This window comes from Labrenzia sp. C1B70 (assembly GCF_000475395.1).
GTDB classification, from domain to species: domain Bacteria; phylum Pseudomonadota; class Alphaproteobacteria; order Rhizobiales; family Stappiaceae; genus Roseibium; species Roseibium algicola.
The window spans coordinates 248,310-272,570 of record NZ_AXCE01000004.1; the positions used below are offsets into that span (position 1 = coordinate 248,310).

A 24,261-nucleotide genomic window follows, 5' to 3' on the forward strand; every position below is an offset into this window, starting at 1 on the left:
TTCAATGCCGATCAGCTTCCGCACGGTCTGGTAACACCGACCGGCCCTGAACCTGATCCAGCCGCATGAGGGCCGTCCCTTGCATCACTTCGATTACAAGAATGGCGAGCTGTTTGCCGAAGACGTGGCGATCGAGACGATCGCGCGTGAAGTCGGCACGCCGTTCTACTGCTATTCCACGGCAACGCTCACCCGTCACTACCAGGTGTTTGCCGCCGCGTTCAGCGATATCCCGTCGCTGGTCTGCTATGCGATGAAGGCAAATTCCAACCAGGCGGTCCTGAAGACGCTTGCACAGCTAGGCGCCGGCATGGACGTTGTGTCGGAAGGCGAGTTGCGCCGTGCACGGGCTGCGGGCGTTCCCGCGTCGAAGATCGTCTTTTCCGGGGTCGGCAAGACCGAGGCCGAACAAGCCTACGCGCTTCAGGAAGACATCTTGTGCTTCAACGTGGAGTCCGAGCCCGAGTTGCGCCAGCTTTCACGGGTCGCCACTGCAATGGGCAAGACCGCACGGGTGTCCATGCGCATCAACCCGGACGTCGATGCCAAGACCCATGCCAAGATTGCGACCGGCAAGGCCGAGAACAAGTTTGGTATTCCCTGGCAGCGTGCACGTGACGTTTATGCCGAGGCAGCGGCTCTGCCCGGTATCAAGGTCACCGGCATCGACATGCACATCGGCTCGCAGATCACGGAGCTGGAGCCTTTCGACAACGCATTTGCGCGGCTGGGCGAGCTGATCACGGATCTGCGCTCGCAAGGCCACACGATCGACCATGTCGATCTCGGTGGCGGACTGGGCATCCCCTATATCACCGATAACAATCCGCCGCCGCATCCGGACGCTTATGCCCAGGTGGTCAAGAAGCATGTGCGCGAACTGGACTGCATGGTCATGTTCGAGCCGGGCCGCATGATTGCCGGCAACGCCGGCATCCTGGTCACCGAAGTCGTCTATGTGAAGGAAGGCGCCGACAAGAATTTTGTTATTGTCGATGCCGCCATGAACGACCTGATCCGTCCGACGCTTTACGAGGCCTATCACGAGGTTCGCCCGGTGCGCGAACCGGGGAAAGAAACAGACCGAATCAAGGCCGATATCGTCGGTCCGGTGTGCGAAACCGGTGATTTTCTGGCCCAGAACCGGGATATGCCCAAGGTAGAAGCCGGGGAAATGCTGGCGGTCTATTCGGCCGGCGCCTATGGCGCAGTCCAGTCCTGCACCTACAATTCGCGGCTTCTGGTGCCCGAAGTGCTCGTAAATGCAGACCAATTTGCCGTTATCCGGCCCCGGACCAGCTACGAAGACCTGCTCGGTCTGGACCGGATTCCGGACTGGCTCAAGGGTTCGTGAACAGATCGGCTGACAATTAGTTGAACCGACAGGTTGCCGGACAGCCCGCTATGCCTCACCTTGTTGTATGGTGGGCAGGTCCAGCGGGCTGCGTTTCCGGAGAAACGGGCAGTTCGGGGGGCAAAACCGGAGGTGCCATTGAGCCCGAGCGACAGCGATCCCGATCAAGAACGGCAGATTTCTTCCGAGACCTACGGCTGGCGGGCCTTGATCCGATCCCGGCTGGACAGCCTGGTGCGCCAAAGCCGCCGTGCCTTGTTCATCGAACGCCTGTGGCGTGCTTTGCTTCCGGTGCTGGTGGTACTCGGCCTGTTTGTCGGGGTTTCCTGGCTTGGTCTGTGGTTGGTTCTTCCTGCCTGGGCAGGCCCGCTCGGGCTTCTGGTATTCGCTGCCGCCACCTTTTGGGCGGCGCGGGATCTCTTCCACCTTGCCTGGCCGACGCGCGAGGATGCGCTCTCCCGGGTCGAGAAATCCTCAGGCCGTACCCACCGTCCACTGACAACGCTTGAAGACGAATTGTCGGTCGGTGCGAGCGATCGCGAAAGCCAGGCGATCTGGGCCCTGCATCAGCGCCGCACAGCCGAAGCAGTCGCCGCGATCCGTTCGAAAGCGCCGGATCCGCAGGCCTTCCGACGCGATCCCTGGGCGCTTCGTGTCCTGGCCGCCAGTGTGCTTCTGATCGGGTTTTCGACAGCCAGTGGCGATCACTTCGGCCGGCTGGTCTCGGCCTTTCAGAACCCGTTCAAGACAGTGGAACCGCCCAGCCGTCTCGATGCCTGGGTCACGCCGCCGCTTTATACCAGCGAGCCACCGATTTACCTGACGGGCGAAAGCGCCCAGTTGCGCGACCCGGGTGCGCCGATCTCCGTGCCGGAAGGGTCGATACTTGTGGTCCGCACGCAAGGCGCACGTGATCTCAAGATGACCTACGCCCGTGCGGAAGATACCGAGCCTCAGGTGATCGAACCTGAACTTGGGACAGAAACGGAAGATCCGGATCTGAAAACGCTTTTGCCGGTTGAACGCCGGCTCGAGCTGGAAACCACCGGTATCGTCGAACTGCTCAACGGCGAAGAGCCGATGCTGAGCTACGTCTTCGCGGTGAAGCCGGACGATGCACCGGACATCCGGTTGACGGACGATCCTGAAGAACAGCTCAGCGGTGCGCTCAAGTTTTCCTATCTTGTGAATGACGACTATGGCGTTGTGGCCGCTGAAGCTCGCATCGCGCCCCTGCCTGATCCGGACAACAACAACCGGGCTCCGCGCCCGCTTGTGGAGGCACCCCAGTTCCCGCTTTCACTGCCGCCGCGCGCCGGCACAGCCAAGACGGCGGAAACCATCCGGGACCTGACGTCGCATCCCTGGGCCGGTTCTGAAGTCAATCTGTCGCTGCTGGCACGTGACCAGGCCGGTCAGGAAGGGCAATCGCCCGCGTACCGCATTACCCTGCCCCAGAGACGCTTCGGCAAGCCTCTGGCCCGCGCTGTTGTCGAACAGCGCCGTAATCTTGCGCTTGATGCCGAAAGCCAGAGCGAGGTCATCATCGCGTTCGACGCCCTGATGCTGGCGCCGGAAATGTTCGACTTCAAGCCGCGCAACTATCTGGGCATGCGCTTTGCCTACGGCTCTCTGGTGAACGCGAGGACCGACGAAGACCTGAAGGCCCTGTTGCCGCTTTTGTGGGACCTGGCCCTGTCGATCGAGGACGGTGACCTTTCCGCAGCAGAACGCAAGCTGCGTGATGCCCAGGAGGCCCTGCGCAAGGCGCTGGAAGAAGGGGCGAGCGACGAGGAAATCGCCAAGCTGACCCAGCAACTGCGGGAAGCCCTGAACGAATACATGCAGGCACTGGCCGAGCAGATGCGCCAGAACCCGCAGGCCATGCAGCCTTTCGACGGCAACCAGCAGACGCTCAGCGAACAGGACCTGACCGAAATGCTGGACCGGATCGAGGAACTGGCGCGTACCGGCTCCCGTGATGCTGCGCGCGAGTTGCTGGCACAGATGCAGCAGATGCTGGAAAACCTGCAAGCAGGCCGGCCGCAGATGATGCCCAACAGCATGTCCAGCGAAATGATGGAGATGCTCAACCAGCTGGGTGAAATGATCCAGCGGCAACAGCAGCTGATGGATGAAACCCACAAGTTCAACCAGGATCAGCAGCAGCAGCGTCGCGGTCAACAGCAGCAACCCGGTCAGCAACAAGAGGGCCAGGGACAACAGCTGACCCAGGAGCAACTGGAACAGATGCTTCAGCAGCTTCAGGAGGGCCAGGGGGACCTGGCGCAGCGGCTGCAGGAACTCATGGACCAGCTGAGCCAGAACGGCATGGGCCAGAACCAGGCGCTGGGTGAAGCCGGCGAGTCCATGGGCGAAGCTCAGCAGTCCCTGGGGGATGGACAGGGTCAGCAGGCGCTCGGCGAGCAGGGCGACGCCCTGGATGCCCTTCGGCGCGGCGCGCAGGGCCTGACGGAGCAGATGATGGGTCAGGGCGAAGGCCCGGGATCGCCCAACGGCGCGTCGCCGATGGACGAAGACCCTCTTGGCCGTCCGCGGCGCACCGAGGGCCCGGACTTCAACAACCGGGTGCGCATCCCTGACGAGATCGATGTTCAGCGGGCGCGCCGGATCCTGGAAGAGCTCCGCCGCCGCTTCTCCGATCCTTCCCGGCCGCAGCTGGAGCTCGATTATCTGGAACGGCTCCTGAAGCGGTACTAGGCCCGTTTCTGACAAAGGTTTCATGACCCCGCTTCGGCGGGGTCAGTTGTTTTTGACGGTGATGTTTGTGTTTGTGGCCCATCCTTCGAGACGCGCGCACGTGCGCTCCTCAGGATGAGATTGTGAGGCCCTTTGTAAGCCCCGCGGAGAGCCCAGCCACATTCGGATATTTCTTTGCCGCAAGATCACCCTCATCCTGAGGAAGCGCGAAGCGCTGTCTCGAAGGATGGCCGTTTGCTCAATTCTCTGTGTTCTGAAGGAATACGGTGACTACCGGCGTGATCAGCCCAAACAAAAACCCCGCCGAAGCGGGGTCTTGGGTTTCGGAATTGCGGCGGCAGGCCTTACGCGTAGCGGCGGGTCTCGCTCGGCAGATCGCCGGAAATGGCGTTGCGCACGGCCTTGCGGATATCGGCCAGCGAAAACGGCTTGGTGACCACGTCATGGACCAGGGATTCCAGGCCATTGGCCCGTTCTCGCTGGTCGGCAAAGCCGGTCATGAGGAGGATCGGCAGCCGTGGATAGTCGCGCGCCGTATGCAGAGCCAGGGCGATGCCGTCCATGACGGGCATCTTGATGTCGGACAGCAGCAGGTCGAAGCTGCCCTTCTCGCGGGTCAGAACCTCGACGGCTTCGCCGCCATCCTCGGCCGCTTCAACGGAATGACCGTCAAGCTCCAGGGCACGCTTTACGAAGCTGCGGACAGCTTCATCGTCTTCAGTAAGAAGAATGCGAGCCATGCTCACTCTCCTGTGTTGCCGTCAGCCGCTCCGTCGTCCGGGGCGACAACGTATCCAATATAGGGCAACTGCCGCCAAGCGTGGCCCATATCCATACCATATCCGACGACAAACTTATCAGGACAGGCAAAACCGACATAATCGGCAGATATGGCAGCTTTACGGCGCTCGGGTTTATCCAGCAGAGCTGCGATCTTCACCGAGTGCGCGCCCCTGTTCAGCAGCCGCTCCCGCGCGAAGGCGAGCGTGCGACCGGATTCCAGGATATCATCCACTAAAATAATATCGCGCTCGTTAACGTCACTTTCAACATCGCGCAAAATCCGGATGGTGTCGGAGCCTTCAGTCCCGGCGCCATAAGAGGACAGGTGCATGAACTCCATTTCCGGCTGCAGCCCTGCCCGGTGCATGGCCCGCACAAGATCGGCCGCAAAAATGAAGCTGCCTTTCAGAACCGCGACAACCAAAAGATTTTGCGGTTTGCCTTCGGCGATTTCCTCTGCGAGCGCGCCAACACGTTGGGCAATGGCGTCTTCATCGAACAGAGTATGGATATCTGATGTCATGGTCACTCTAGAACTACCTGGCGTTGGCCGCGTTCAACAAACCGGACCTGGATATCGGACGCGGTTTTCGGAGGGTCGGCTAATATCGTCCTGAACCGGGTTTCGTCCAGTGCGTTTAGCGATTTTGTTCTGGGCTCGACAGTCCAGGCATAAACTTCCTGCATGTCCGCACCGCGGATCGAGAGGCGCACGGCGGGCACCGAGTTCAGTTCATCAAGCAGGTTGCGGATCGACCCCTCGACCACGAGAACTTTCTTTCCGTCCTCGACCTCGGTGAAGGTGCGCAGGTTTCGGAATTCAAGTCCGCGCAGATTGACTTCAAACCCGATCATCCGGAACAGGCTTGCCAGGTCAGGAGATTGTTTGACGAGCGAGTCTCGCATGAGGACAAACAAAACACAGGCCGCAACCGCGACGCCGAACAGGGCAACGCCGCCAATGCGCCGATAATTTCGCCGCAGGATCCAGTTGAGGATCGCACCAATCTGGTCCCGCCGGAACTTGTTCGGATTGACGATGATCTTCGGCCGCTTGGCCATGGATTCGATGTCGGCCTTGTTTTCGGGCTCACCGGTCCTGGCGTCTTCCTTCAGATCCGCAGCGAATTTTGCCTCGTCGCTGGCCGTACGGGCGGCTGCGGGTTCGGGAGCGACGGCGGCTTCGGGTTCGTCGTCCTCGTCATCCGCTTCCGCGTCGAACGTTTCTTCTTCCGCGTCGGCTGCCCAATCGGCTTCGTCCTGTGCGGGATCTTCTTCAACGGAAGGAGGTGCAATTTCGTCGACGTCGTTCTTTGCGCTGAACGCAACATCGCCTTCTTCGTCATCGTCGGGCGAAACGAACCAGCGGTTGCCGCACTTGGCGCATTTGACGCTACGCCCTTCCGGGCCAAGCGCCTCTACCTTAATCTCGTAGGACGTACTGCAGTCCGGACATTTGATCTTCATGTGCGAAGACCTTTCGCCATGGCATGCTCTAGCGGTTCACTTTGGAACCGGGGGGTCGAAATCCGGCACGAAATATTGGACAAGGGCCAAGCAAATCCTATGACGGGCTTTCAGGTCCTTAATGGACCTTTATATGATTAATGCACCGTTAACGGCCACGCTATAGCGTTCGGGCCATCAACAGGAGTAATTTTGTGATCCGCTTCGAAAATGTCGGATTGAGATACGGAATGGGATCGGAAATCCTGCGCGACCTGACTTTTCAGATCGAACCGCAGTCGTTTCAGTTCCTGACCGGTCCCTCGGGGGCAGGCAAGACCAGCCTGATCCGGCTCCTGTTCATGTCCCTGCGCCCGACCCGAGGCCTGATAAAGGTTTTCAACCGCGACCTGAGCGTGATCGACAAGCAGGAATTGCCAAAGCTCCGGCGCAAGATCGGCGTGGTGTTTCAGGATTTTCGCCTGCTGGACCATCTGACAACCTATGAAAACGTGGCCCTGCCACTGCGCGTGGTGGGAAAGGACGAATCCGAATACCGCTCCGATGTGATTGATCTGTTGAAATGGGTCGGACTTGGAGATCGCATGCATGTGCTGCCGCCGGTGCTGTCGGGTGGGGAAAAGCAGCGTGCGGCCATTGCGCGGGCGCTGATCACCCGGCCGGAGGTGCTGCTCGCGGACGAGCCGACCGGTAACGTGGATCCGCCACTTGCTCGTCGTCTGTTGCGCCTTTTCATCGAATTGAACAAACTCGGCACTTCTGTCGTCATCGCGACCCACGATATCGCGCTGCTGGAACAGGTGGACGCCCGGCGCATGGTGCTTGCCGACGGGCGCCTCTCAATTTTCGATTAGGCGGCATGATGGCTCAGTCCGACGACACAGACAAAAAACAGGCAAGCGCCGCCAGTGTTCGCCCGCCCAAGCGAGCCGAACGACCGAAGCGTGGCCGAAAGCCGGCGCGCAAGGCCGCCCCCAGGCCGAAGAACGAAGCACCCCAGGGGGATGATGCCAAGTTGCGCCCCTCCGCGGCAATCGTTCCGCCACAGGCAGTCGCCGGGCGGGCTCTCACGCTGGTGGTGGCCATCATGAGCTTTCTGGCCTGTCTGACGGTCGGTGCAGTGTCGGTGGTGTGGGATGCAGCCGATGCGTGGCAGAACGATCTGGTGCGTGAGATTACCATTCAGATCCGCCCGGCTGAAGGCGTCGACATGCTGCGGGAGATCGACAAGGCCGTTGCGCTTGCGCAGGAGTTTCCGGGCATCGATTCCGTACGGGCCCTGTCAGATGCCGAAACCAAGTCATTGCTGGAGCCCTGGCTGGGCGAAGGCCTTCAGCTTGACGGCCTGCCGGTGCCGCGGCTCATTCAGATCACGGTCGGGGATCCGGAACTTCTGAACCTGTCGCAGTTGCGCTCGATGGTCTCGCAGAACGTGACGGGCGCGAGCGTCGACGATCATTCCGTCTGGACGTCTCGTCTGTCGGCCATGGCAGGCGCGGTGGTGCTGGGCGGCTTTGCTATCATGGTGCTTGTGCTCGGCTCGATGGTCTTGAGCGTCGTCTTTGCGACCCAGGCAGCCATGGCCGGCAACAAGGACGTCGTCTCCGTTCTGCATTTCGTTGGAGCGGAAGACGGTTTCATCGCTCGTGAATTCCAGCGCCACTTCCTGATGCTGGGCCTGAAGGGCGGTGTTTCCGGCGGTGTTGCGGCCATCCTGGCCTTTCTGACGGTTGACATGCTGACCCGGCAGAGCTCCGGCCAGGCGGGGTCGGACCAGATGTCGGCTCTCTTCGGCGGCATCTCCGTCAGCCTGCCCGGCTACCTCGGTGTATTCGGTGTGGTGTTCCTCGTCGCGATCCTGACAGCCCTGACTTCTGGCCTTGCCGTCAAGGCCCATTTGGCAAAAGTGGATTGATTTTATCGCACAATGCCGTGAAATTGGCCGAATCACTTATCATAGTCGCGCCATGACCCATGCTGACACAGTGTTAGACCCCGTTCTGGACGACGGTTCTTCCGTCGTCGGCGATCGACGTGTGTCCGTTTCAAAGGACAAGGGCACAGCGCGCAGGAACGCCACAAGCGGTGATGCGCGCAAGAAACGCTTCGGTCTCAGGATCCTTTTCGTTGCCGTCATCACGGCTCTTGTTGCGGGAACCGTCGGGCAGTTTGCCATGTTCGCGCAGAAGGTTGCCAATGCCAGAGTGCCGGCTTCCGCAAATGCGGATGCCATTGTCGTGCTGACGGGCGGGCATGCCCGCGTCAACGAGGCAATCCGTCTTCTGGAAGAAGGCCGTGCCAACCGGTTGCTGATTTCAGGCGTTCATCCCGGCACCACGCGTGAACAGCTTGCCGCCGTTACTGCGTCCAGCATGCCGCTGGAAAAAAACAGTGTCGATCTTGACCGGGTCGCGCTCAATACAGCGGGCAATGCGGTAGAAACAGCCAACTGGGTCAAGAAGAACGGGTTCTCGTCCCTCCTGGTCGTCACCAGTGCCTACCACCTGCCGCGTGCCAAGGTGGAACTTGCCGGTGCCCTGCCGAATGTCGCCCTGATTGCCTATCCGGTCTTTTCCAAGGACCTGAAGCTGGACAGCTGGTACAGGGAACCGGCAACGATGCGGCTTCTCATGCGCGAATATGTGAAGTATATCCTCGCCCGACTTCGGATTACCGTGCAGGGTGTGCGCTGACAGCTGTCGGACCACGGCCGAGCGGTGGCTTCACCCACGACCAGTCTTTATGGTGCCATGGTTTTTCTGCGCTCTACCCTTTTCCAGATCCTGTTCTATCTCGTCACGTTCGTGCTGATGATCCTGTTCGCGCCGGTCATGCTGCTGCCGCGGCGCTGGGGCTGGTGGGTGGTGCCGACCTGGTCACGGGTGTTGCAGCTGCTGATGCGTGTCTTTGCGGGCATCAAGGTGGAAGTCCGGGGACGGGAAAACCTGCCTGACGGCGGTTTCATCGCCGCCATGAAGCACCAGTCCGCCTGGGAGACAGTGGCGCTGATCCCCCTCTTCAGAAGCCCGACCTTCATCCTGAAGCGCGAACTGCGCTGGATACCGATTTTCGGCTGGTACACAGCCAAGTTCAAGCAGATCCCGATCAACCGGGGCAAGCGGTCCGAAGCGCTGGCGGCAATGATGCTGGCCGCAAAGGAGGCGATTGCCGAGAAGCGCCAGATCCTGATCTTTCCGGAAGGCACCCGCCGGCCGGCCGGGGCAGAGCCGAAATACAAGTTCGGTATCGCGCATCTCTATCGCGACCTGAAATGTCCGGTTGTCCCGATAGCTCACAACGCCGGCCTCTATTGGCCTCGCGCCTCGTGGAAGGTCTATCCGGGCACGGTGATTGTCGAGATTCTGCCGCCGATCGAGCCGGGCCTGGCGCCCAATGCCTTTTACGAAAGAATGGTCACGGATATCGAGACGGCCAGCGATCGGCTGATCGAGGAAGCCCGCACGGCCCGCAAGCCCTCGCCGGTGCTTGCAGAAGTCGACACGCGCCGCAAGGCACAGCCGGTCTGAAAAAAAGACCGCCCCAATGCGTTGAGACGGTCTTTCAGTTTGAACGGGTCCAGGCGATATCATCGCCTGGACCTGTCTTCAGGCTGCCTTATTGTGCTGTCTTGCCGGCTTCGGTCGTCTGCAGGCGCATCAGGCCCAGATGCAGCACACCACCCAGAACCGCGCCGATGACCCAGCCGTAGCCGGAGAGTTCCGACAGGGCCGGAACCCAAACGGTTGCCACCGAGAACAGTGCGGCGATGGCAAAGGCAAAGATCGCCTTCATGTTCCAGCCGTTGTTGTAGTGGTAGCGGGCGTCCGGATCGGAGGAAAACAGCGCCTCGACATCGATGTTCTGCTTGCGAACCAGGTAGTAGTCCGCGACCAGAATGCCGTAGAGCGGTGCCAGGAAGGCGTCAAGCGTATCGACGAATGCGGCAATGCCAATGTTCGAGATGACCGACACCCATAGCGCGCCGATGAAGAAGGCAATGACAGCGGTGATGATGCCGCCGGTCCTGGCCGAGATCTTTTCCGGGTTGAGGTTGGCAATGTCATAGGCCGGCGGAATGAAGTTTGCCACCAGGTTGATGCCGACCGTTGCCGCAAAGAAGGTGACGGCAGCGATCAGCGTCAGCAGGACGTTGTCGACACGGTCGACAATATCAGCCGGGTTCACCAGTTTTTCTCCGAACAGCACCACGGTGCCTGCCGTCACGAACAGGGCGATGAAGGAGAAGAAGGCCATGGAAACCGGCAGGCCCCAGAAGTTGCCGCGCTTCATGGCGCGTTCATCCGACACGAAGCGGGAAAAGTCGCCGAAGTTGATCACGACGGCGGCGAAATAGGCGATCATCGTGCCGACCACCGCGACAAAGGCCGCAACAGGACCGCGCGGGTCGGTTGCTTCGCTGCCTTCGAAGATGGTGCCGAGAGCCGAGAAGATGCCGTTGCCGGCCTTCCACCAGATCACCAGGCACAGGGCGATCATGACGATGTAGACGAACGGACCTGCCCAGTTCAGGAATTTGCCGACCCAGTCGATGCCTTTCATGAACAGGGCAACCTGGAAGACGCAGACGATGAGATAGGAAATCCAGCCGACCGTTGTCATGCCGAGGAATTCCGCGCCACCCTCAGTGCCGAGCAGCGTGTTGAACAGCAAGGCAACTGCCGTGGAGGCGAAGTAGGTCTGCACGCCATACCAGAAAATGGCGACGATACCTCGCACGAGCGCCGGGAAACGGGCGCCGTAGACGCCCATCGAGGCGCGTGCGATCACCGGATAGGGCACGCCGTGCTTTACCGACGGGCGGCCGGTGAGATTGACCAGCACCATGACGAAGAAACCGGCCAGCACGATTGCCGCGAAAACCATCCAACCGTTGAGGCCATAGGTGATGAATAGCGATGCGGCCAGCGTGTAGCCGAACAGGCTCTGGATATCGTTGTTCCAGACGTTGAAGATTTCGAAGGCGCCCCACTTGCGCTCCGAAGCCGGGATCGGCGCCAGGTCCTCGTTGTAGAGGCCTCCGTCTCGCGGACCCGATTTGCCAGATAAATTCGCCATAGTCTCCTCCATGTGGCCGCATCCCCGGCGGCTTCGGTGTTTTTCCGGACATTCGCAGGTCTTCTTGCGTTCTCCCGGACGCAGGAAGCTCTTGGCTGTGCATTGCAAAAAGTTTGTGCTTGCATCTAACATTTTACAAAGCATGTTAGGTAACAGACTATACGGAATTTCAAGCAGGTCCTTTCGGCTTTGCTTGGAAATGCCAGTGGCGACAACCTGCGATCATCCGGACCGGATCGACGGAGCTGCAATGAAGGACGCAAACAAGGGTGAATTGCTGAACGACAAGGCTTTTCAGGCGCTTGTCGAAGCCTTGCGCAGCGGTTCGCTGCGCAATGGCCAGTTCCTGTCGATGTCCCAGCTTGTCGACCAGTTGGACTATCCGATCGCGCCCGTGCGCGAAGCCGTCAAATACGCCAGCTCGCAGGGGTTCCTGACGACGGTGCCCAAACGCGGCTTGCAGGTGATGGAAGCTAGCCCGGACAACATTCGCGAATGTCTGGACGTGCGTCTGGTGCTGGACCAGGAAGGTGCGCGCCGGCGTATATCACAGGGAAATCTGGAGGGTCTGGATGCCTTGCGCCGGCGTCACGAGATCATGCGTGACGAGGTGCGGACGGGGCCTGCGGCCAGCCTGCCGCCCAAGGCGATCGAGGTGGACCTGTCCCTGCACACATACCTTGGCGAGGGACTTGGAAATTCGCTGCTGTCGGCTGCCTATGCCGCAAACCGTATCCGGATCGCCGTCATCCAGCATGCGCGGCCGTTTCTTGCGGATCGGATCGCCTCGGCGATGGACGAGCATCTTGCGGTCATCGAGGCGCTGGAAACCCGGAACGAGGCCGCTGCGGTGCAAGCCTTGAAATATCATTGCGAGCAGACATTGCGCTGGTGGGGTGTTCCCTGAGCGTTAGCATCCTGCAAGACCTGTACTGCCGTCCCTGAGCCTGGCTCAGGCTTTCAGGCGCTCGGCCAGCCAGGCAAGACCCGTATCGGGAATGCCCATTTCCTGGAGGTGGGCGGCGGTGTTGATGACATAGTCCGGATTGGCGCCGGACTTGCCGACAGCGCCTCTTACGATTTCCAGCTGCTCTTCAAGCGGCAAGGAACCCGCATATTGGGCATGGCCGTGATCGACCATGTAGACCAGCGCTTCCACCTTCTCGCCGCTGTCGAGCTCGACGTGATGATGGTGCTCCTTGTAGACCATCGTCGTCTGTTCCCGGGCGCGCAGATATTCCAGCACCTGCGGCCAGATATCCCCGGAGACCTGATAGGCGATGCCCCGGCATGCGCCGCCGTTGTCGAGGCCGAAGACGAGACCTGGTCTCTGCTGCGTACCCCGATGTACCCAGGAATAGACGCAAAGCGAGCGATGTGCACCGCGCAGCAGCGCCGGTTCGGCGCGCTGGTGATCAAATCCTGGGTTCCACATCAAAGAACCGTAGCCAAAGACCCAAAAATCGCTCATATCGACCTGTCTTGTGTTACCGCAGCTGCGGAGATAGCAAGCTGCACCGGTCGTTTCAATGGCACTCCGGCAGCGCCTGTCTTGCAGGTGGCCCTTGTCGGCAGTGTGACCGGTCCGGAAATCGCCCGAACCAGAAGAGAGTGTCTCCCAGTGTCCGATATCAAGACCAAGCCGCCGAAACCAACCAGACGCGGGTATATCCTGCTGGCAGGAACTGTCGTTCTGGTAATTGCTGGCTGGTCGGCCGCCTGGTTTTATGGGCAGTCCGTGCTGCGGGAACAACTCGACCGGCAAATTGTCCGCATGGCGGACCAGGGCCTGGATGTGAGCTGCGCGGATCTTGCCATTGCCGGCTATCCGTTCCGCTATGAGGTCTCCTGCGCGGACATGCGTTCGGCCGACCGTCGGGGAACAGCCGCATCGCTCGGCGGGCTGAATGCCGTCGCCTTGATCTATAATCCGTGGCACGTGATCTTAGAGGCAAAGTCGCCTGCGGCCATGTCGGTGCCGGTGAACGGCCTCGAGGGTGGCCTGACGTGGCAGACGGCCCGCGCCAGCGTGAAGTTCAGCGACAATGCGCTCGGATCGTTCGATGCGGTGATCGACAAACCGGAAGCAGCGTTCGACACCGCCCTCGCCCGTGGGCTGTTTGCGGCTGAAAAGTCCGAAGTGCATCTGCGCAAGCAACCCGAGAGCGCGGCGACGCTGGAAAGTTTCGTCACGGTTCAGGACCTCAGCCTCAAATCTCTGCCGGAACTTCAGCAGACGATTTCCCTGCGCAGCCATGCCCGTATCGAAGGCGGCACAGCCCTGCTTGCAGGGGCAGACCTCGTTTCGCTTGTGCGGGCGCAGGGCGGAGAATTGCCGGTCGAACTGGTGCTTACCGAGATACTGCTCGGGGCTGGCAAGGCCACGGCAAGCGGCAGTCTTGTGCTTTCGGGTGACGGCACCTTGAGCGGATCACTGGAGTTGAACCTCGGTAATCCGGACGCGCTTCTGGACAGCGTGAAGCCGTTGTTCCCGCCTGAAGACCAGACTTTCTCACTGCTGCAGAATGTGGTGAAGAGCCTGGAGCCTGCCGCCAAGGAAGTCGACGGTGTGCGGACCATCACGCTGCCGGTCTCGGTCGACCGCGGCGTGGTTCGCATCGGTTTTCTGCCGCTTGGCCAGATCCCGCCGTTGTTTCCCGCGGGATCCTGATCACTTGATGGCCTCAGTCCGCACCCAGAAAAGTGGTATGCGGCCTGAAACCTGCCTGAAGGCGAAGCCCGGTCAGTCGCCGGCGATGCGGTCGATCGGGATCAGGTAGCTCTTGCGATGATCGGGTTCAGCGATCTTTTCGTAGAGCGCAACCGCCGGGGTGTTCTTGCCCGGTACGAGCCAGCGCAAATGCAGCCATCCGCGGTTCTGGCCTTCGCTGACCAGGGTTTCGATCATCTTGCGGCCGGTGCCCTTGTTGCGGTGATCGGGATGGACATAGATGTCATCCATCTGACCGATCCTGAGACCCGTAATGAGTTCCGGCAGGTCGAAGAAAACTGCGAAGCCGACCAGCTTGTCGCCTTCGAAAGCTCCCAGAACCTCGGCCGTCTTGTCCGACAGAATGCGTTCGGCGTAATAGGCGTCGGGACGACGCGGTGCACCGCGCCGCAGCGCCTGAGCATTTTCGGCAATAAGCGGCGCAAGCTTATGAGCATCATCCAGCCGAAGGGCCCTGATTTGCGTTGTCGTCATGATTTCCCCGGAAAGCAAATCGATTAAGAGTGAGACTTTGGCCCACCATGTCCCGAAACGGGTTCGCTGATCAAGGACTTCGATCAATTAATGGCTGCGGCATTGCTGACGGTCGGCTACGCAGGCCCTGTCCGGGATCTGCGGCCTTTCGCTTGCGGCGATTTCGTGCCATGAGCGATGCACGGAAAAGACGGGAACAGGAAATGGCGGACAAGCAAAAGTTGAGGGCGACGCTGATCGGACTTACAGCTGTGCTGATGTGGGCGACCCTCGGCCTGTTTGGTGCCGGTTCCGGAAATGTGCCTCCGTTCCTGTTGAACACGCTCTGTTTCGGCTTCTCCGGCATCATGGCGCTGATCTGGCTGATCGCGACTGGCAGAACCCGGTTGCTCAGGCAGCCGCTTGGCGTTTGGGCATTCGGCACGTTCGGCCTGTTCGGCTTTCATTTTTTCTATTTCACTGCCATCCGCAACGCGCCGCCTGTGGAAGCAAATCTGATCAACTACACTTGGCCGCTCCTGATCGTGCTGTTTTCCGCCCTGTTACCGGGGGAACGGCTGCGTCTGCATCATGTCATTGGAACGGTTCTGGGCTTGGCCGGCGCGGTGCTTCTGATCACCGGCGGGGAAGGTGTCGGTTTTTCCTCCGGCTCGATGCTCGGTTATGGGGCGGCGGTGGCCTCGTGTCTGTTCTGGTCCAGCTATTCCGTGCTGTCGCGCAGACTGGGTGCGGTGCCGACCGAAGCCGTTGCAGGGTTCTGTGTGATGACCGCAATCCTTTCGGGTATCTGTCATCTGGCGCTGGAGGAAACGATCCTGCCTGCATCGTCGCTGGAATGGGCATCGGTGCTGGCGCTTGCCGCCTTTCCGGTGGGACTTGCGTTTTTCACCTGGGATGTCGGCGTCAAGCATGGCGACATCCAGGTGCTGGGCGCAGCGGCCTATTCGGCGCCGCTCCTGTCCACCCTGTTGCTGATTGCCTTTGGCTTCGGGGCGCTGACACCTGCCGTTGGCATCGCCTGTGTGGCGATTACGCTGGGGGCGGTGATTGCCGCAAAGGACATGATCTTCAAACGCCGACAGAAAGCGTCGGTGAGCATGCAGGCAGACGAACTCCCGTGATCGGCGGCAGCGCCTGCGTTTGGCGGTACCCTGGTGCACGAACGCGGCCGTTCCCCCTTCGGCGAATTCCCCTGGCCGCCGCGATCCACTAGGGTGTGGACTCAAAAATGAAGATGAAATGGTTTGAGGCGGATTGGTCTTCCTCAAGGCGCGGAGGCGCAGGAAATGTGGTTCATTTTCAAGCTTTCGCAACGCTGAGGAGGACCAATCCGGTCAAATCCGAAGGACATGAAAATGGCTTCACCGCGTGTCGTCAGCGTGCTTGACCGGGCAGAAAGCCCGCTCCGCGCACCCTTCCTAACGCGGTTTCGCCATTTCTCATGCCATTTCGTCTTCATTTTTGAGTCCACACCCTAGGTTAACCGGAAATCCGTTTTCCCGACTTGCAGGATCGACCCATGACAACACAGCCAAGACCCCGCCGTTCCGCTCTCTATATGCCCGGCTCCAACGCCCGGGCGCTGGAAAAGGCGGCAACGCTGGATGTGGACTGCCTGCTGCTGGACCTTGAAGACGCGGTCGCTCCCGATGCCAAGGACATGGCGCGCACCCAGATCGCCGAGGCCGTTTCGGCCCGTCCCTATGGCAATCGCGAGGTGGTGATCCGCATCAACGGGCTGGAGACGCCCTGGGGCGAAGACGATCTGGCGGCAGCGGTGAAGGCCAATCCGGATGCCATTCTGGTGCCCAAGGTCAACGGCCCGGTCGACCTGCAGATGGTTGCGCACAAACTATCGCTTCTGGGGGCGTCCGCGGACCTGACACTCTGGGCCATGATGGAAACGCCGCTCGCCATGCTGAATGCCGCCGCCATCGGCGCCTGTGGTCAGGATCCGGCTGTGCGACTGTCCTGTTTCGTGATGGGCACCAATGATCTGGCCAAGGAAACAAGGGCACGCCTCACGCCCGGCCGCGCCGCCATGACGCCCTGGCTGATGACCTGCGTTGCGGCAGCGCGCGCCGGCGGCATCGACATTCTGGACGGTGTCTACAATGCGTTTCAGGACGAGGAAGGTTTCGCTGCCGAATGTGCCCAGGGTGTCGACATGGGCATGGACGGCAAGACGCTGATCCACCCGAAACAGATCGCCCCCTGCCACGCGGCCTTCAGTCCGTCGGAAGAGGAAGTTGCCTGGGCACGCAAGATCAATTCTCTGTTCGATGAGCCGGAAAATGCGGGCAAGGGCGCAATCCAGGTGGACGGCAAGATGGTTGAAAGGCTACATGCGGACATGGGCAAGCGGGTGATCGCCATCGCCGACGCCATCGCTGCCCGGACCTGACACACAAGAGAGCTCTCATGAAACTCTACCGCTTCATCACCGGCATCGACGACAGCGAATTCTGCCACCGGGTTACCCAGGCTCTCAACAAGGGCTGGCAGCTGTCCGGTTCTCCTTCGCTTACCTACGACGCAACGCGTGGCGCGACCATTTGCGGCCAGGCAGTGACAAAGGAAGTCGAAGGCGTCGAATACTCCCGGGACATCAAGCTCGGCGACTACTGATCGCAGTCGGTTCCATTAATCAGGTGGCTCTGAGCGAGCGCTGAAAATTCAACGGCCCCGGAAAGTTCCGGGGCCGTTTCGCTTTGTCGGGTCAAGAAGTTCGGTTCGCTACTGCATCCCCTTCGACAGGAAGTCCTCGACGATGTTCGACATGTTGAACGACGCCCCGCCCTGGACCGGGGGATAGTCTGCAAGGCTCTGCAGATGCTGACCCATGAGCACACCCATCGGCTGGATAAGCCACGATACCTTCTGCATCAGATGCCCGTAGCCATCGGTTGAATCGTAGCTCTCGAATGGATCCGCACGGATGTTGAACACCAGTGGGACGGTCCGCGGAACCAGGTTGGCGTAATAGTCTTCCTTGGTCGAGAAGTGGAATTTCCAGGGTCCCATCCTGATCGCCGTCAGCACGCTTTCGTAATAGTGAAAGATGTGAGTGCGATTGGAATTGGCCTGTTCGCCCTTCCAGTAGGCCAGATTGTTGACCCCGTCGATGAACTGCTGCTTCTCGGCCATCACTTCGGCGTTCACGTCGTCAATGCCGGCAGCTGCGGCAAGGGTGGTGAACATGTCCTGGTGCGCCTGAATTCCGTTCATGACCTGGCCGGGTTCCAGCACATTCGGCCAGCGCACCATGGAAATGACACGCACACCGCCCTCATAGGTGGTCATCTTTTCGCCCCGGAACGGGGTGGTAGCGCCATGAGGCCAGGAGGCATGCTCCGGGCCGTTGTCGGTCGAATACCAGACAATGGTGTTTTCCGTCAGGCCCTGTTGGTCGAGCCAGTCCAGCACCAGGCCGATATCATGATCGTGCTGCAGCATGCCCGAGCCGTGGTAGTCGGCTTCGGTCGTATAGGCTTCTGCGGCGTAGCGCCACTCGTCGTTCAGCCGCGTATAGAGATGCATGCGGCTGGTGTTCAGCCAGACAAAGAACGGTTCGCCTGCTTCCTGGGCGTTTTTCATGAAGTCCTTGGCCAGAGGGATGACTTCTCCCTCGTCGAAGTTCTTCATCCGCTCCTGGGTGAGCGGACCGGTGTCCTCGACCGTCTGCTTGCCTATGACACCAAACCTGGGCTGTTCGGTATCGTCGAAGGTTTCCGATGCAAAGCTGTGTATGACGCCCCGTGTTCCGAACTGCTTCTCGTATTCCTCAAGGCTGCCGGAAAAGGCTTCGCCGAAACGCTGGTAGTCGCGCTGTTCGGCTTCTTCCTGCGTATTGAGATGATAGAGATTTCCGAAGAATTCGTCGAAGCCATGGACGGTGGGCAGGTGCTCGTTCCGGTCACCCAGATGGTTCTTGCCGAAATGTCCCGTGCGGTAGCCGATCTGTTTCAGCTCTTCCGCAAGCGTTGGCGACTCTGCTTTCAGACCGAGCGACGACCCGGGCTGACCCACGGTGGTCATGCCGGACCTGATCGGGTACTGACCGGTCAGGAAGGCCGCACGGCCTGCGGTGCAGCTCGGCTGGGCATAGTGATCGGTGAAGCGGAGGCCTTCATTCGCCAGGCGGTCGATGTTGGGTGTGGTGTAACCCATGGTGCCCATGCCGTAGGCGGAAACATTCTGCCAACCGACATCGTCGCCCCAGATGACCAATATGTTTGGTGGTTTTGACTCTTGCGCCATGGACGTTGTGCACGTCATGAAAAGTGCGATTGGCAAGCCTGCAAGCAGATGTCGAAAAGACATGATCCTCGTCTCCCTTGAACACGCTCGGTGAGTTCCTCTGGCAGAGTAGGCGCAACACGGCAATAAGCCAAGCTGTGATAGTGCTTGCGTTTAATGCACGGAATGGTCGCATCCGGGAATCGCCCAGGATTTGCCCGGGATATGTTCGGGTTCTGGTGTCGCCATACAGATTCAGGCCTCAGCGGATACCGTGGTCCTGTCCGCAATGCCGTCCTGAAGCAGGTCCTCAACGAACCAGGCTGCGAACTGGTGACGGCCCGAAACACCGGCCTTTGCGTAGATCCTGGTCAATTGGGCGCGCACGGTTCCCTGTGCCGCGCCCCGCAGCTGAGCGATTTCGGAAAGATCCAGGCCTTTCAAGGCCAGGAGGCCGACATCGCTTTCGGCAGGCGTCAGGCCCCATTCGGCAAACTGGGTGTCAATGATCCGGGCAAGGTCGCCACGGGCGGCTCCAAGGGCGCGCTCCTGATTGCGCAGTCTTTCCAGGGTGAGCCGCAACTGCCAGCCGGCCAGAAAAATGCCGACGATCAACACGAAGGCGACAAAGAATTCGAAAATGGAATGCGGGCTGCTGACGTCGGTCACAAGATCGGTAAAGGCATCGCCGACAAAAAAGATCGCGGCAACGGACTGCAACAGCATGAACGCGGCAAGGGCGGTCGTCTCCCGCCGCCCCTGTCGAAGGTTGATCCCTGTAAATGTCATTTGTCCTTGATCCGGCCAACCAGCATGGGTCGGACCAGATTACGCCTCGTCGCGCGACTTTCAACTGCGACACCTGCGACATGGATCAGGGCCAGCATCAGCATCAGGTTGGCTGCGATTTCATGAACTTCCTTTGCAGCTTCCCCCAGCACCTTGCTGTCTTCGCCCTTTTCATCATCGTCGTCCTTGACGAGCACCGACCAGTCTCCGGCGGCAACCGCCACCTTTTCCTCGGCAATCGTGATGGGGCTCTTGGCGCCGGTCATGTAAAGGCCGGTTCCGGTTACCACCACAAGGCAGGCCCAGAGCGCATAGACCATGATCGCTCCGGCGGGATTATGGGAGCGGTAGTGGCGCGGGCTACCGCGAACGAGATCGATCAGGTGAGACACCGCAGCGCGCGGATCAGGTGGAAAGGCGGAGAACCTGGCTTCCGCTGGTCCGAGAAATCCCCAGACAAAACGGAGCGCAAGCAGGGCGAGAACTCCCCAGCCAATCCAGATGTGAATGGTGCCACCCGGCTTGTTGAGGAGACCGTTGGCTATCACCGCGACTGCGATCAGCCAGTGACTGATACGCACCAGCGGATCCCACAATTCGGGGGGGCTTTGCGCCCCCTCGTTCGATTGCGGGGTGTTTGAGGCACCCATGATCAGTCTTCGTTCTTGACGTTGGTGACCTTGCCGGATTTCGGGTCGATGTAGACTTCCCAAAGCTTGTTTTGCGCATCGGTGCATTTCGCTTCGATCTTGCCGTCCTCGGCTTCGAATTCCTTGACGGTGCAACCGGCCTTGGCCAGTGCCGCGGTGGCCTCCTCGGGATTGGTGCCGACCATGTCTCCAACGACGGGCATGGCCTGCGCGGCGACCGGAGCAAGGCAGAGGCAGAGTACGGCGAGAGATTTCTTCAGCATGATTGTGTCCTTCATCAGGTTTCTGCGACCGTTGCGGTCTTCGTCCTGATTGGCCGCAAACTCGGCTTCGGTCGATTGACGGACTGCTGACGCCGGGCATCATAAGCAGATGCTTACGCGCGGATTTCGATCCTTCGGCAGCCGTCCAGAAGGTCAAACCAGGCAAATGGTCTTGCCAGGGTTGAAACGGCTGAAATGAATTGCGAAGTCAGGGGAACAGGAATTGCTCCGGCACATTTTCGAGCCGGTATTTTCAATTTGCATCAAGGAAACAGGCCGTTGCGCATCTTTTCCCTACTGGCGCACCCCAGGGACAACAGCTTCTGCCATGCGCTGTCGAAACAGGCGCGTGAAACTCTGGAGGCCGAGGGGCACCAGATAGATCACCACGATCTTTACGCCGAAGAGTTCGATCCCTGTCTGACAGCAGAGGAAGCCTACTCGATCGGCGACACTCTGGAAGAAGTGCTGTCCCGTTCAGAGGATGCCGTTGTTGCACGGCACAGGGAGGGTATTTCGAACGCCGATGGTCTGCTGGTCGTCCATCCGAACTGGTGGGGCAAACCACCGGCGATCCTTGCAGGCTGGATGGACCGTGTGCTGGTGCCGGGCGTTGCCTACCGGCTGCAGACTGCCGACGGTCTGCCGGAAGGACTGCTGTCGATCCGCAAGGCCGTCGTCTTCAACACGTCCGACACCGAGGCGGAGCGAGAGCGGCTAGATCTTGGAGACCCGCTGGAGCTGATCTGGGGCCGTTGCGTGCTGCCGTATTGTGGCGCTCTGGATTATGAGCGCCACGTCTTCAGGCCCGTTGTGGGCAGCTCCTATCCCCAGCGGCAAGACTGGCTGGAAGAAACCGCCCATATTTGTCGAAGCGCCTTTGATGGTTGACTAAGCTGTCACGAGATCCTTCAGGACGTCGGCCGCGAGCTGGAAGGATTTCACGCGGGCGCCGTGATCATGGATCATGCCGGTGATCATCAGTTCGTCGGGCTGGTAGCGGGTGATGATTGCCGACAGTTGGTCGCGGATCGTCGCCGGAGATCCCGTTGCCGAGCAGGACAGGGCGTGTTCGACCTGCGCCAGAACGGCGGGCGGAATTTCGGCGGGGACATTTTCCACCGGCAGGGGCAGTTTACCGGGGTTGCCCATGCGCAACCGGGCGAAAGCGAGCAACTGGGAAGAGCGCAGGTAATCTGCCTCTTCGTCGGTCTCGGCAGCAAAGACGCCAGCTGCCACCATAACATGCGGTCTGGCGAGCTGCGGTGACGGCTGGAAGGTTGCCCGGTAGATCTCCAGCGCTTCTTCCAGCATGTCCGGTGCGAAATGGGAGGCAAAGGCATAGGGCAGCCCGAAGGCCGCCGCGAGTTGCGCCCCGTAAAGGCTCGAGCCAAGGATCCAGATCGGTACCTGCGTGCCTTCGCCCGGGATCGCGCGCACCCTGCTGGTTTCAGAAGCGGGTCTGAAATAGCCCATCAGCTCCTGGACATCCTGCGGAAAACTGTCCTCACCGGCCATGTGGCGACGCAGGGCCCTGGCCGTCGCCATGTCCGTGCCCGGGGCGCGGCCCAGGCCCAGGTCGATCCGGCCCGGGTACAGCGTTGCCAGCGTGCCGAATTGCTCGGCGATGATCAGCGGCGAGTGGTTGGGCAGCATGATACCGCCCGCGCCGACGCGCATGGTGGAGGTTGCTGCCGCCACCTGGCCGATGACAAGCGATGTAGCGGCGCTGGCGATGCCCGGCATGTTGTGATGCTCGGCCAGCCAGTAGCGATGGTAGCCTGCCAGTTCCGCGGACCGCGCCAGATCGACCGTGTTTGCTAGAGCCGCGGCCGCTGTCTGGCCTTCCGGCACAGGGGACAGATCGAGAAGGGAAAAATGCTGCATGGATATCTCCGTTGGAGCTCCATGTAGGATCTGAAAACCCACCCGCCAAGGTCAAGTTTTGTCGGCAGCCCGCTTTGGCGCAGCCTTCCCAGGCGCTTAAACGGGCATGGCTCCCGGGGTCAGCGGGATCTATTCGGCGAATGTCGCTTCGAACACACGCTCGTAGATATGCTTCACCGCTTCGGTCTCTTCAGACCCCTGCCGGGCAAGGTTGCCAAGACCTGGCGCGGCGTTGACCTCCAGGACAACAGGTTCTGCGTTGGCCGCAGTCGGCAAGATCAGGTCAACGGCGGCATAACGCAGAGACAGGGCCTGTGCGGCCTCGCGGGCAAGGGCTGCAAGGTCCGGGGCGAGCGAGCCGGTGATAATTCTGGCCGTGCCGCCCGCGGACAGATTGACCACGGGCAGAAGCGTGACCGTCTGGCCTGGCGCGGGAACCGTTTCCAGCATCAGCCCTTGTTGCTGCAGTTCGAGAACGAGGCGGGGGTCGGCAGCGTCGAAGCGCGGATCGGCGCCGATGATCTCGGCAATGCTGCGATGACCGTCGCCCGTGATCTGAGGCGGATGGCGTTCGATGGCGCACAGCACATCGTCGTCCAGAACGATAATTCTCAGTTCCTGTCCGCGGATTTCCGGTTGCACCAGCAGCTGGTCGTTGCTCTTGGCGAGGGTTTGCAGGGCCGTTTGAAGGGTGTGACTGGTGTCGACCCGCACTACGTCCCGCCCTTCCCGGCCACAGTTCGGTTTGACGTAAAGCGGGAACCCCTGGTTCCCGGCAAAATCCAGAAGGTCTTGCGGCGCAGTTCGGCTCGTGCGGATGTCGTGTGCGAAAACCAGAAGTCCGTCCGGCACTGTCAGGTCCGCGGCCTTCAGAAAGGACGCGGCATAGGCCTTGTCGGTGGCGATTTCCGCTGCGCCGAGCGTGTTGAGGTCGAACCTTGTGCCCTTGAAGAACCAGCGCTTGCCGGACGGGCTTTCGACCATGCCGGCATGGCCATGGCCGTCGCCCGCCGTCAGGCGGTAGCCTTTGCGGGCGCAATAGGCCTCAAGCAGGTCAAAGACGAGTGCGCGCCGGCCGGCCGTTTCCGTCATGCTGGGGCCAGCCGGGCTGTCAGTTGTTTTTCTGGCGGGCGTTGGCCAGATAATCGATCTTGAAAAGGTCCGGATTGGTCGGGCCGTTGGACACAACATTATAGACCGCAACGGAGGTGTCGTAGCCCTGCTGGTCGGTAACGGTCCACTGCTTCAACGCGTAGTCCTTGGCATCGAAGATCAGCGTCAGGGTACCGGAGTTGAACTTGGTCTTGTCCAGGATGGTGACGGTGATCAGGTCTTCTTCCACCAGAACGTTGGTGACGTTGGTGTCCTTCTGCAGGTCGATGTCGTCGGACAGCAGGAAGCGCAGCGGCGTCTGGCCAAGAGGCCAGATGTCCTGGGTGTTCAGCTTGCGGTCGCGCACGGACACCGACTTGCCGTCGGCCACAATGTCGAGCACGGAAGGCTTGTTGTAGTAGAAGCGCACCTTGCCCGGGCGGGCCATGTAGAACTTGCCGTCGGACTGGTTTCCGTCAGGACCGAACTGGATGAAGTCGCCATGCATGGTCTTCACCGAGTTGAAATAGGAGTTGAGATCCCTGAGGGCATTTTGTTCCTGCTCGGTCAGCGCCGCGGCGGGCAGCAGTGCCGACAGGGACAGAGCCGCAGCAATGCCAGCTGCCAGCATAGGTTTGATCAGGCGGGAAGCGAAGCGTTTCAGCATGATGCAATGTCCTAAATCGTTCTCTGTGTGACACGTTTCCCCCTAGCTAGGGAGCGTGTGTGGCAAAG

Annotated in this window: 25 protein-coding genes; 12 read left to right on the top strand and 13 right to left on the bottom strand. The window is 60.4% G+C overall.

The annotated features are described in order from the left end of the window. Positions 1-79 precede the first annotated feature (79 nt). On the top strand, positions 80-1,354 hold the full coding sequence (gene lysA, locus Q666_RS39455) for a diaminopimelate decarboxylase (protein WP_023002529.1): 1,275 nt from the start codon (positions 80-82) through the stop codon (positions 1,352-1,354). A gap of 138 nt (positions 1,355-1,492) precedes the next feature. Beyond that, positions 1,493-4,075 carry a TIGR02302 family protein gene (locus tag Q666_RS39460; protein ID WP_023002530.1) on the top strand — a complete coding sequence of 861 codons (2,583 nt, stop codon included), beginning with the start codon at positions 1,493-1,495 and terminating at the stop codon, positions 4,073-4,075. Positions 4,076-4,419: 344 nt separating this feature from the next. On the opposite strand, the gene Q666_RS39465 is transcribed toward Q666_RS39460, so the two are convergent. The 3 genes from Q666_RS39465 to Q666_RS39475 are packed head-to-tail and all read right to left on the bottom strand — an operon-like array spanning position 4,420 to position 6,325. Continuing rightward, a complete protein-coding gene (locus Q666_RS39465; protein WP_023002531.1) occupies positions 4,420-4,815 on the bottom strand; it encodes a response regulator in 396 nt (131 codons plus the stop codon). A gap of 2 nt (positions 4,816-4,817) precedes the next feature. Next, the gene (gene hpt, locus Q666_RS39470) at positions 4,818-5,381 is read right to left on the bottom strand and encodes a hypoxanthine phosphoribosyltransferase (protein ID WP_035907880.1); all 564 of its coding nucleotides are present in this window, start codon (positions 5,379-5,381) and stop codon (positions 4,818-4,820) included. 2 nt (positions 5,382-5,383) lie between these two features. Further along, the gene (locus tag Q666_RS39475) at positions 5,384-6,325 is read right to left on the bottom strand and encodes a zinc-ribbon domain-containing protein (RefSeq protein ID WP_023002533.1); all 942 of its coding nucleotides are present in this window, start codon (positions 6,323-6,325) and stop codon (positions 5,384-5,386) included. A gap of 194 nt (positions 6,326-6,519) precedes the next feature. On the opposite strand from Q666_RS39475, the gene ftsE reads away from it, so the two are divergent. The 4 genes from ftsE to Q666_RS39495 are packed head-to-tail and all read left to right on the top strand — an operon-like array spanning position 6,520 to position 9,852. Beyond that, positions 6,520-7,179, top strand: a complete 660-nt coding sequence (gene ftsE / locus Q666_RS39480) for a cell division ATP-binding protein FtsE (protein WP_031270017.1) — start codon at positions 6,520-6,522, stop codon at positions 7,177-7,179. Between the two features lie 8 nt (positions 7,180-7,187). Continuing rightward, positions 7,188-8,240 (top strand): ABC transporter permease, encoded by a 1,053-nt coding sequence (locus Q666_RS39485; protein WP_031270020.1) that lies wholly within the window; start codon positions 7,188-7,190, stop codon positions 8,238-8,240. 52 nt (positions 8,241-8,292) lie between these two features. Further along, on the top strand, positions 8,293-9,018 hold the full coding sequence (locus tag Q666_RS39490; RefSeq protein ID WP_023002536.1) for a YdcF family protein: 726 nt from the start codon (positions 8,293-8,295) through the stop codon (positions 9,016-9,018). A gap of 24 nt (positions 9,019-9,042) precedes the next feature. Next, complete coding sequence (locus Q666_RS39495) at positions 9,043-9,852, top strand: 1-acyl-sn-glycerol-3-phosphate acyltransferase (RefSeq protein ID WP_228148088.1); 810 nt, start codon at positions 9,043-9,045, stop codon at positions 9,850-9,852. An 88-nt stretch (positions 9,853-9,940) separates the two neighbouring features. Here the strand turns inward: Q666_RS39495 and Q666_RS39500 are convergent, their stop codons facing one another. Next, entirely contained in the window at positions 9,941-11,401 is a 1,461-nt protein-coding gene (locus tag Q666_RS39500) for an NCS1 family nucleobase:cation symporter-1 (protein WP_031270023.1), read from the bottom strand. 199 nt (positions 11,402-11,600) lie between these two features. Here Q666_RS39500 and Q666_RS39505 point away from each other — a divergent pair, with 199 nt between their 5' ends. Further along, positions 11,601-12,308, top strand: a complete 708-nt coding sequence (locus tag Q666_RS39505; RefSeq protein ID WP_023002539.1) for a GntR family transcriptional regulator — start codon at positions 11,601-11,603, stop codon at positions 12,306-12,308. 45 nt (positions 12,309-12,353) lie between these two features. On the opposite strand, the gene Q666_RS65860 is transcribed toward Q666_RS39505, so the two are convergent. Further along, positions 12,354-12,872 (bottom strand): gamma-glutamylcyclotransferase, encoded by a 519-nt coding sequence (locus Q666_RS65860; protein ID WP_023002540.1) that lies wholly within the window; start codon positions 12,870-12,872, stop codon positions 12,354-12,356. Between the two features lie 150 nt (positions 12,873-13,022). Between Q666_RS65860 and Q666_RS65440 the strand changes: the two genes are divergently transcribed. Beyond that, a complete protein-coding gene (locus Q666_RS65440; protein WP_031284968.1) occupies positions 13,023-14,072 on the top strand; it encodes a DUF2125 domain-containing protein in 1,050 nt (349 codons plus the stop codon). 72 nt (positions 14,073-14,144) lie between these two features. On the opposite strand, the gene Q666_RS39520 is transcribed toward Q666_RS65440, so the two are convergent. Continuing rightward, a complete protein-coding gene (locus tag Q666_RS39520; RefSeq protein WP_023002542.1) occupies positions 14,145-14,606 on the bottom strand; it encodes a GNAT family N-acetyltransferase in 462 nt (153 codons plus the stop codon). A gap of 203 nt (positions 14,607-14,809) precedes the next feature. Between Q666_RS39520 and Q666_RS39525 the strand changes: the two genes are divergently transcribed. The 3 genes from Q666_RS39525 (at position 14,810) to Q666_RS39535 (ending at position 17,234) form a co-directional block, all read left to right on the top strand. Then, positions 14,810-15,727, top strand: a complete 918-nt coding sequence (locus tag Q666_RS39525; RefSeq protein WP_031270029.1) for an EamA family transporter — start codon at positions 14,810-14,812, stop codon at positions 15,725-15,727. A gap of 398 nt (positions 15,728-16,125) precedes the next feature. After that, on the top strand, positions 16,126-17,010 hold the full coding sequence (locus Q666_RS39530) for a CoA ester lyase (protein WP_031270031.1): 885 nt from the start codon (positions 16,126-16,128) through the stop codon (positions 17,008-17,010). A 17-nt stretch (positions 17,011-17,027) separates the two neighbouring features. Further along, a complete protein-coding gene (locus Q666_RS39535; protein WP_023002545.1) occupies positions 17,028-17,234 on the top strand; it encodes a DUF1737 domain-containing protein in 207 nt (68 codons plus the stop codon). Positions 17,235-17,342: 108 nt separating this feature from the next. Here the strand turns inward: Q666_RS39535 and Q666_RS39540 are convergent, their stop codons facing one another. The 4 genes from Q666_RS39540 to Q666_RS39555 form a co-directional block, all read right to left on the bottom strand. Continuing rightward, positions 17,343-18,929, bottom strand: coding sequence for an arylsulfatase (locus Q666_RS39540; RefSeq protein WP_031270032.1), 1,587 nt, complete (start codon positions 18,927-18,929; stop codon positions 17,343-17,345). A 171-nt stretch (positions 18,930-19,100) separates the two neighbouring features. Beyond that, the gene (locus tag Q666_RS39545; RefSeq protein ID WP_023002547.1) at positions 19,101-19,634 is read right to left on the bottom strand and encodes a helix-turn-helix transcriptional regulator; all 534 of its coding nucleotides are present in this window, start codon (positions 19,632-19,634) and stop codon (positions 19,101-19,103) included. Continuing rightward, the gene (locus Q666_RS39550; RefSeq protein WP_031270034.1) at positions 19,631-20,284 is read right to left on the bottom strand and encodes a cytochrome b/b6 domain-containing protein; all 654 of its coding nucleotides are present in this window, start codon (positions 20,282-20,284) and stop codon (positions 19,631-19,633) included. The genes Q666_RS39545 and Q666_RS39550 overlap by 4 nt, the downstream gene beginning before the upstream one ends. 2 nt (positions 20,285-20,286) lie before the next feature. Beyond that, the gene (locus Q666_RS39555; protein ID WP_031270036.1) at positions 20,287-20,547 is read right to left on the bottom strand and encodes a PepSY domain-containing protein; all 261 of its coding nucleotides are present in this window, start codon (positions 20,545-20,547) and stop codon (positions 20,287-20,289) included. 279 nt (positions 20,548-20,826) lie between these two features. Here Q666_RS39555 and Q666_RS39560 point away from each other — a divergent pair, with 279 nt between their 5' ends. Next, the gene (locus Q666_RS39560) at positions 20,827-21,438 is read left to right on the top strand and encodes an NAD(P)H-dependent oxidoreductase (protein WP_023002550.1); all 612 of its coding nucleotides are present in this window, start codon (positions 20,827-20,829) and stop codon (positions 21,436-21,438) included. Here Q666_RS39560 and Q666_RS39565 read toward each other — a convergent pair whose 3' ends face one another. From Q666_RS39565 to Q666_RS39575, 3 genes are all read right to left on the bottom strand, one after another. Beyond that, positions 21,439-22,434, bottom strand: coding sequence for an LLM class flavin-dependent oxidoreductase (locus Q666_RS39565; RefSeq protein WP_023002551.1), 996 nt, complete (start codon positions 22,432-22,434; stop codon positions 21,439-21,441). Positions 22,435-22,563: 129 nt separating this feature from the next. Then, positions 22,564-23,526, bottom strand: coding sequence for a hypothetical protein (locus Q666_RS39570; RefSeq protein ID WP_023002552.1), 963 nt, complete (start codon positions 23,524-23,526; stop codon positions 22,564-22,566). A 19-nt stretch (positions 23,527-23,545) separates the two neighbouring features. Continuing rightward, a complete protein-coding gene (locus tag Q666_RS39575; protein WP_023002553.1) occupies positions 23,546-24,193 on the bottom strand; it encodes an outer membrane lipoprotein carrier protein LolA in 648 nt (215 codons plus the stop codon). Between the last annotated feature and the right edge of the window lie 68 nt (positions 24,194-24,261).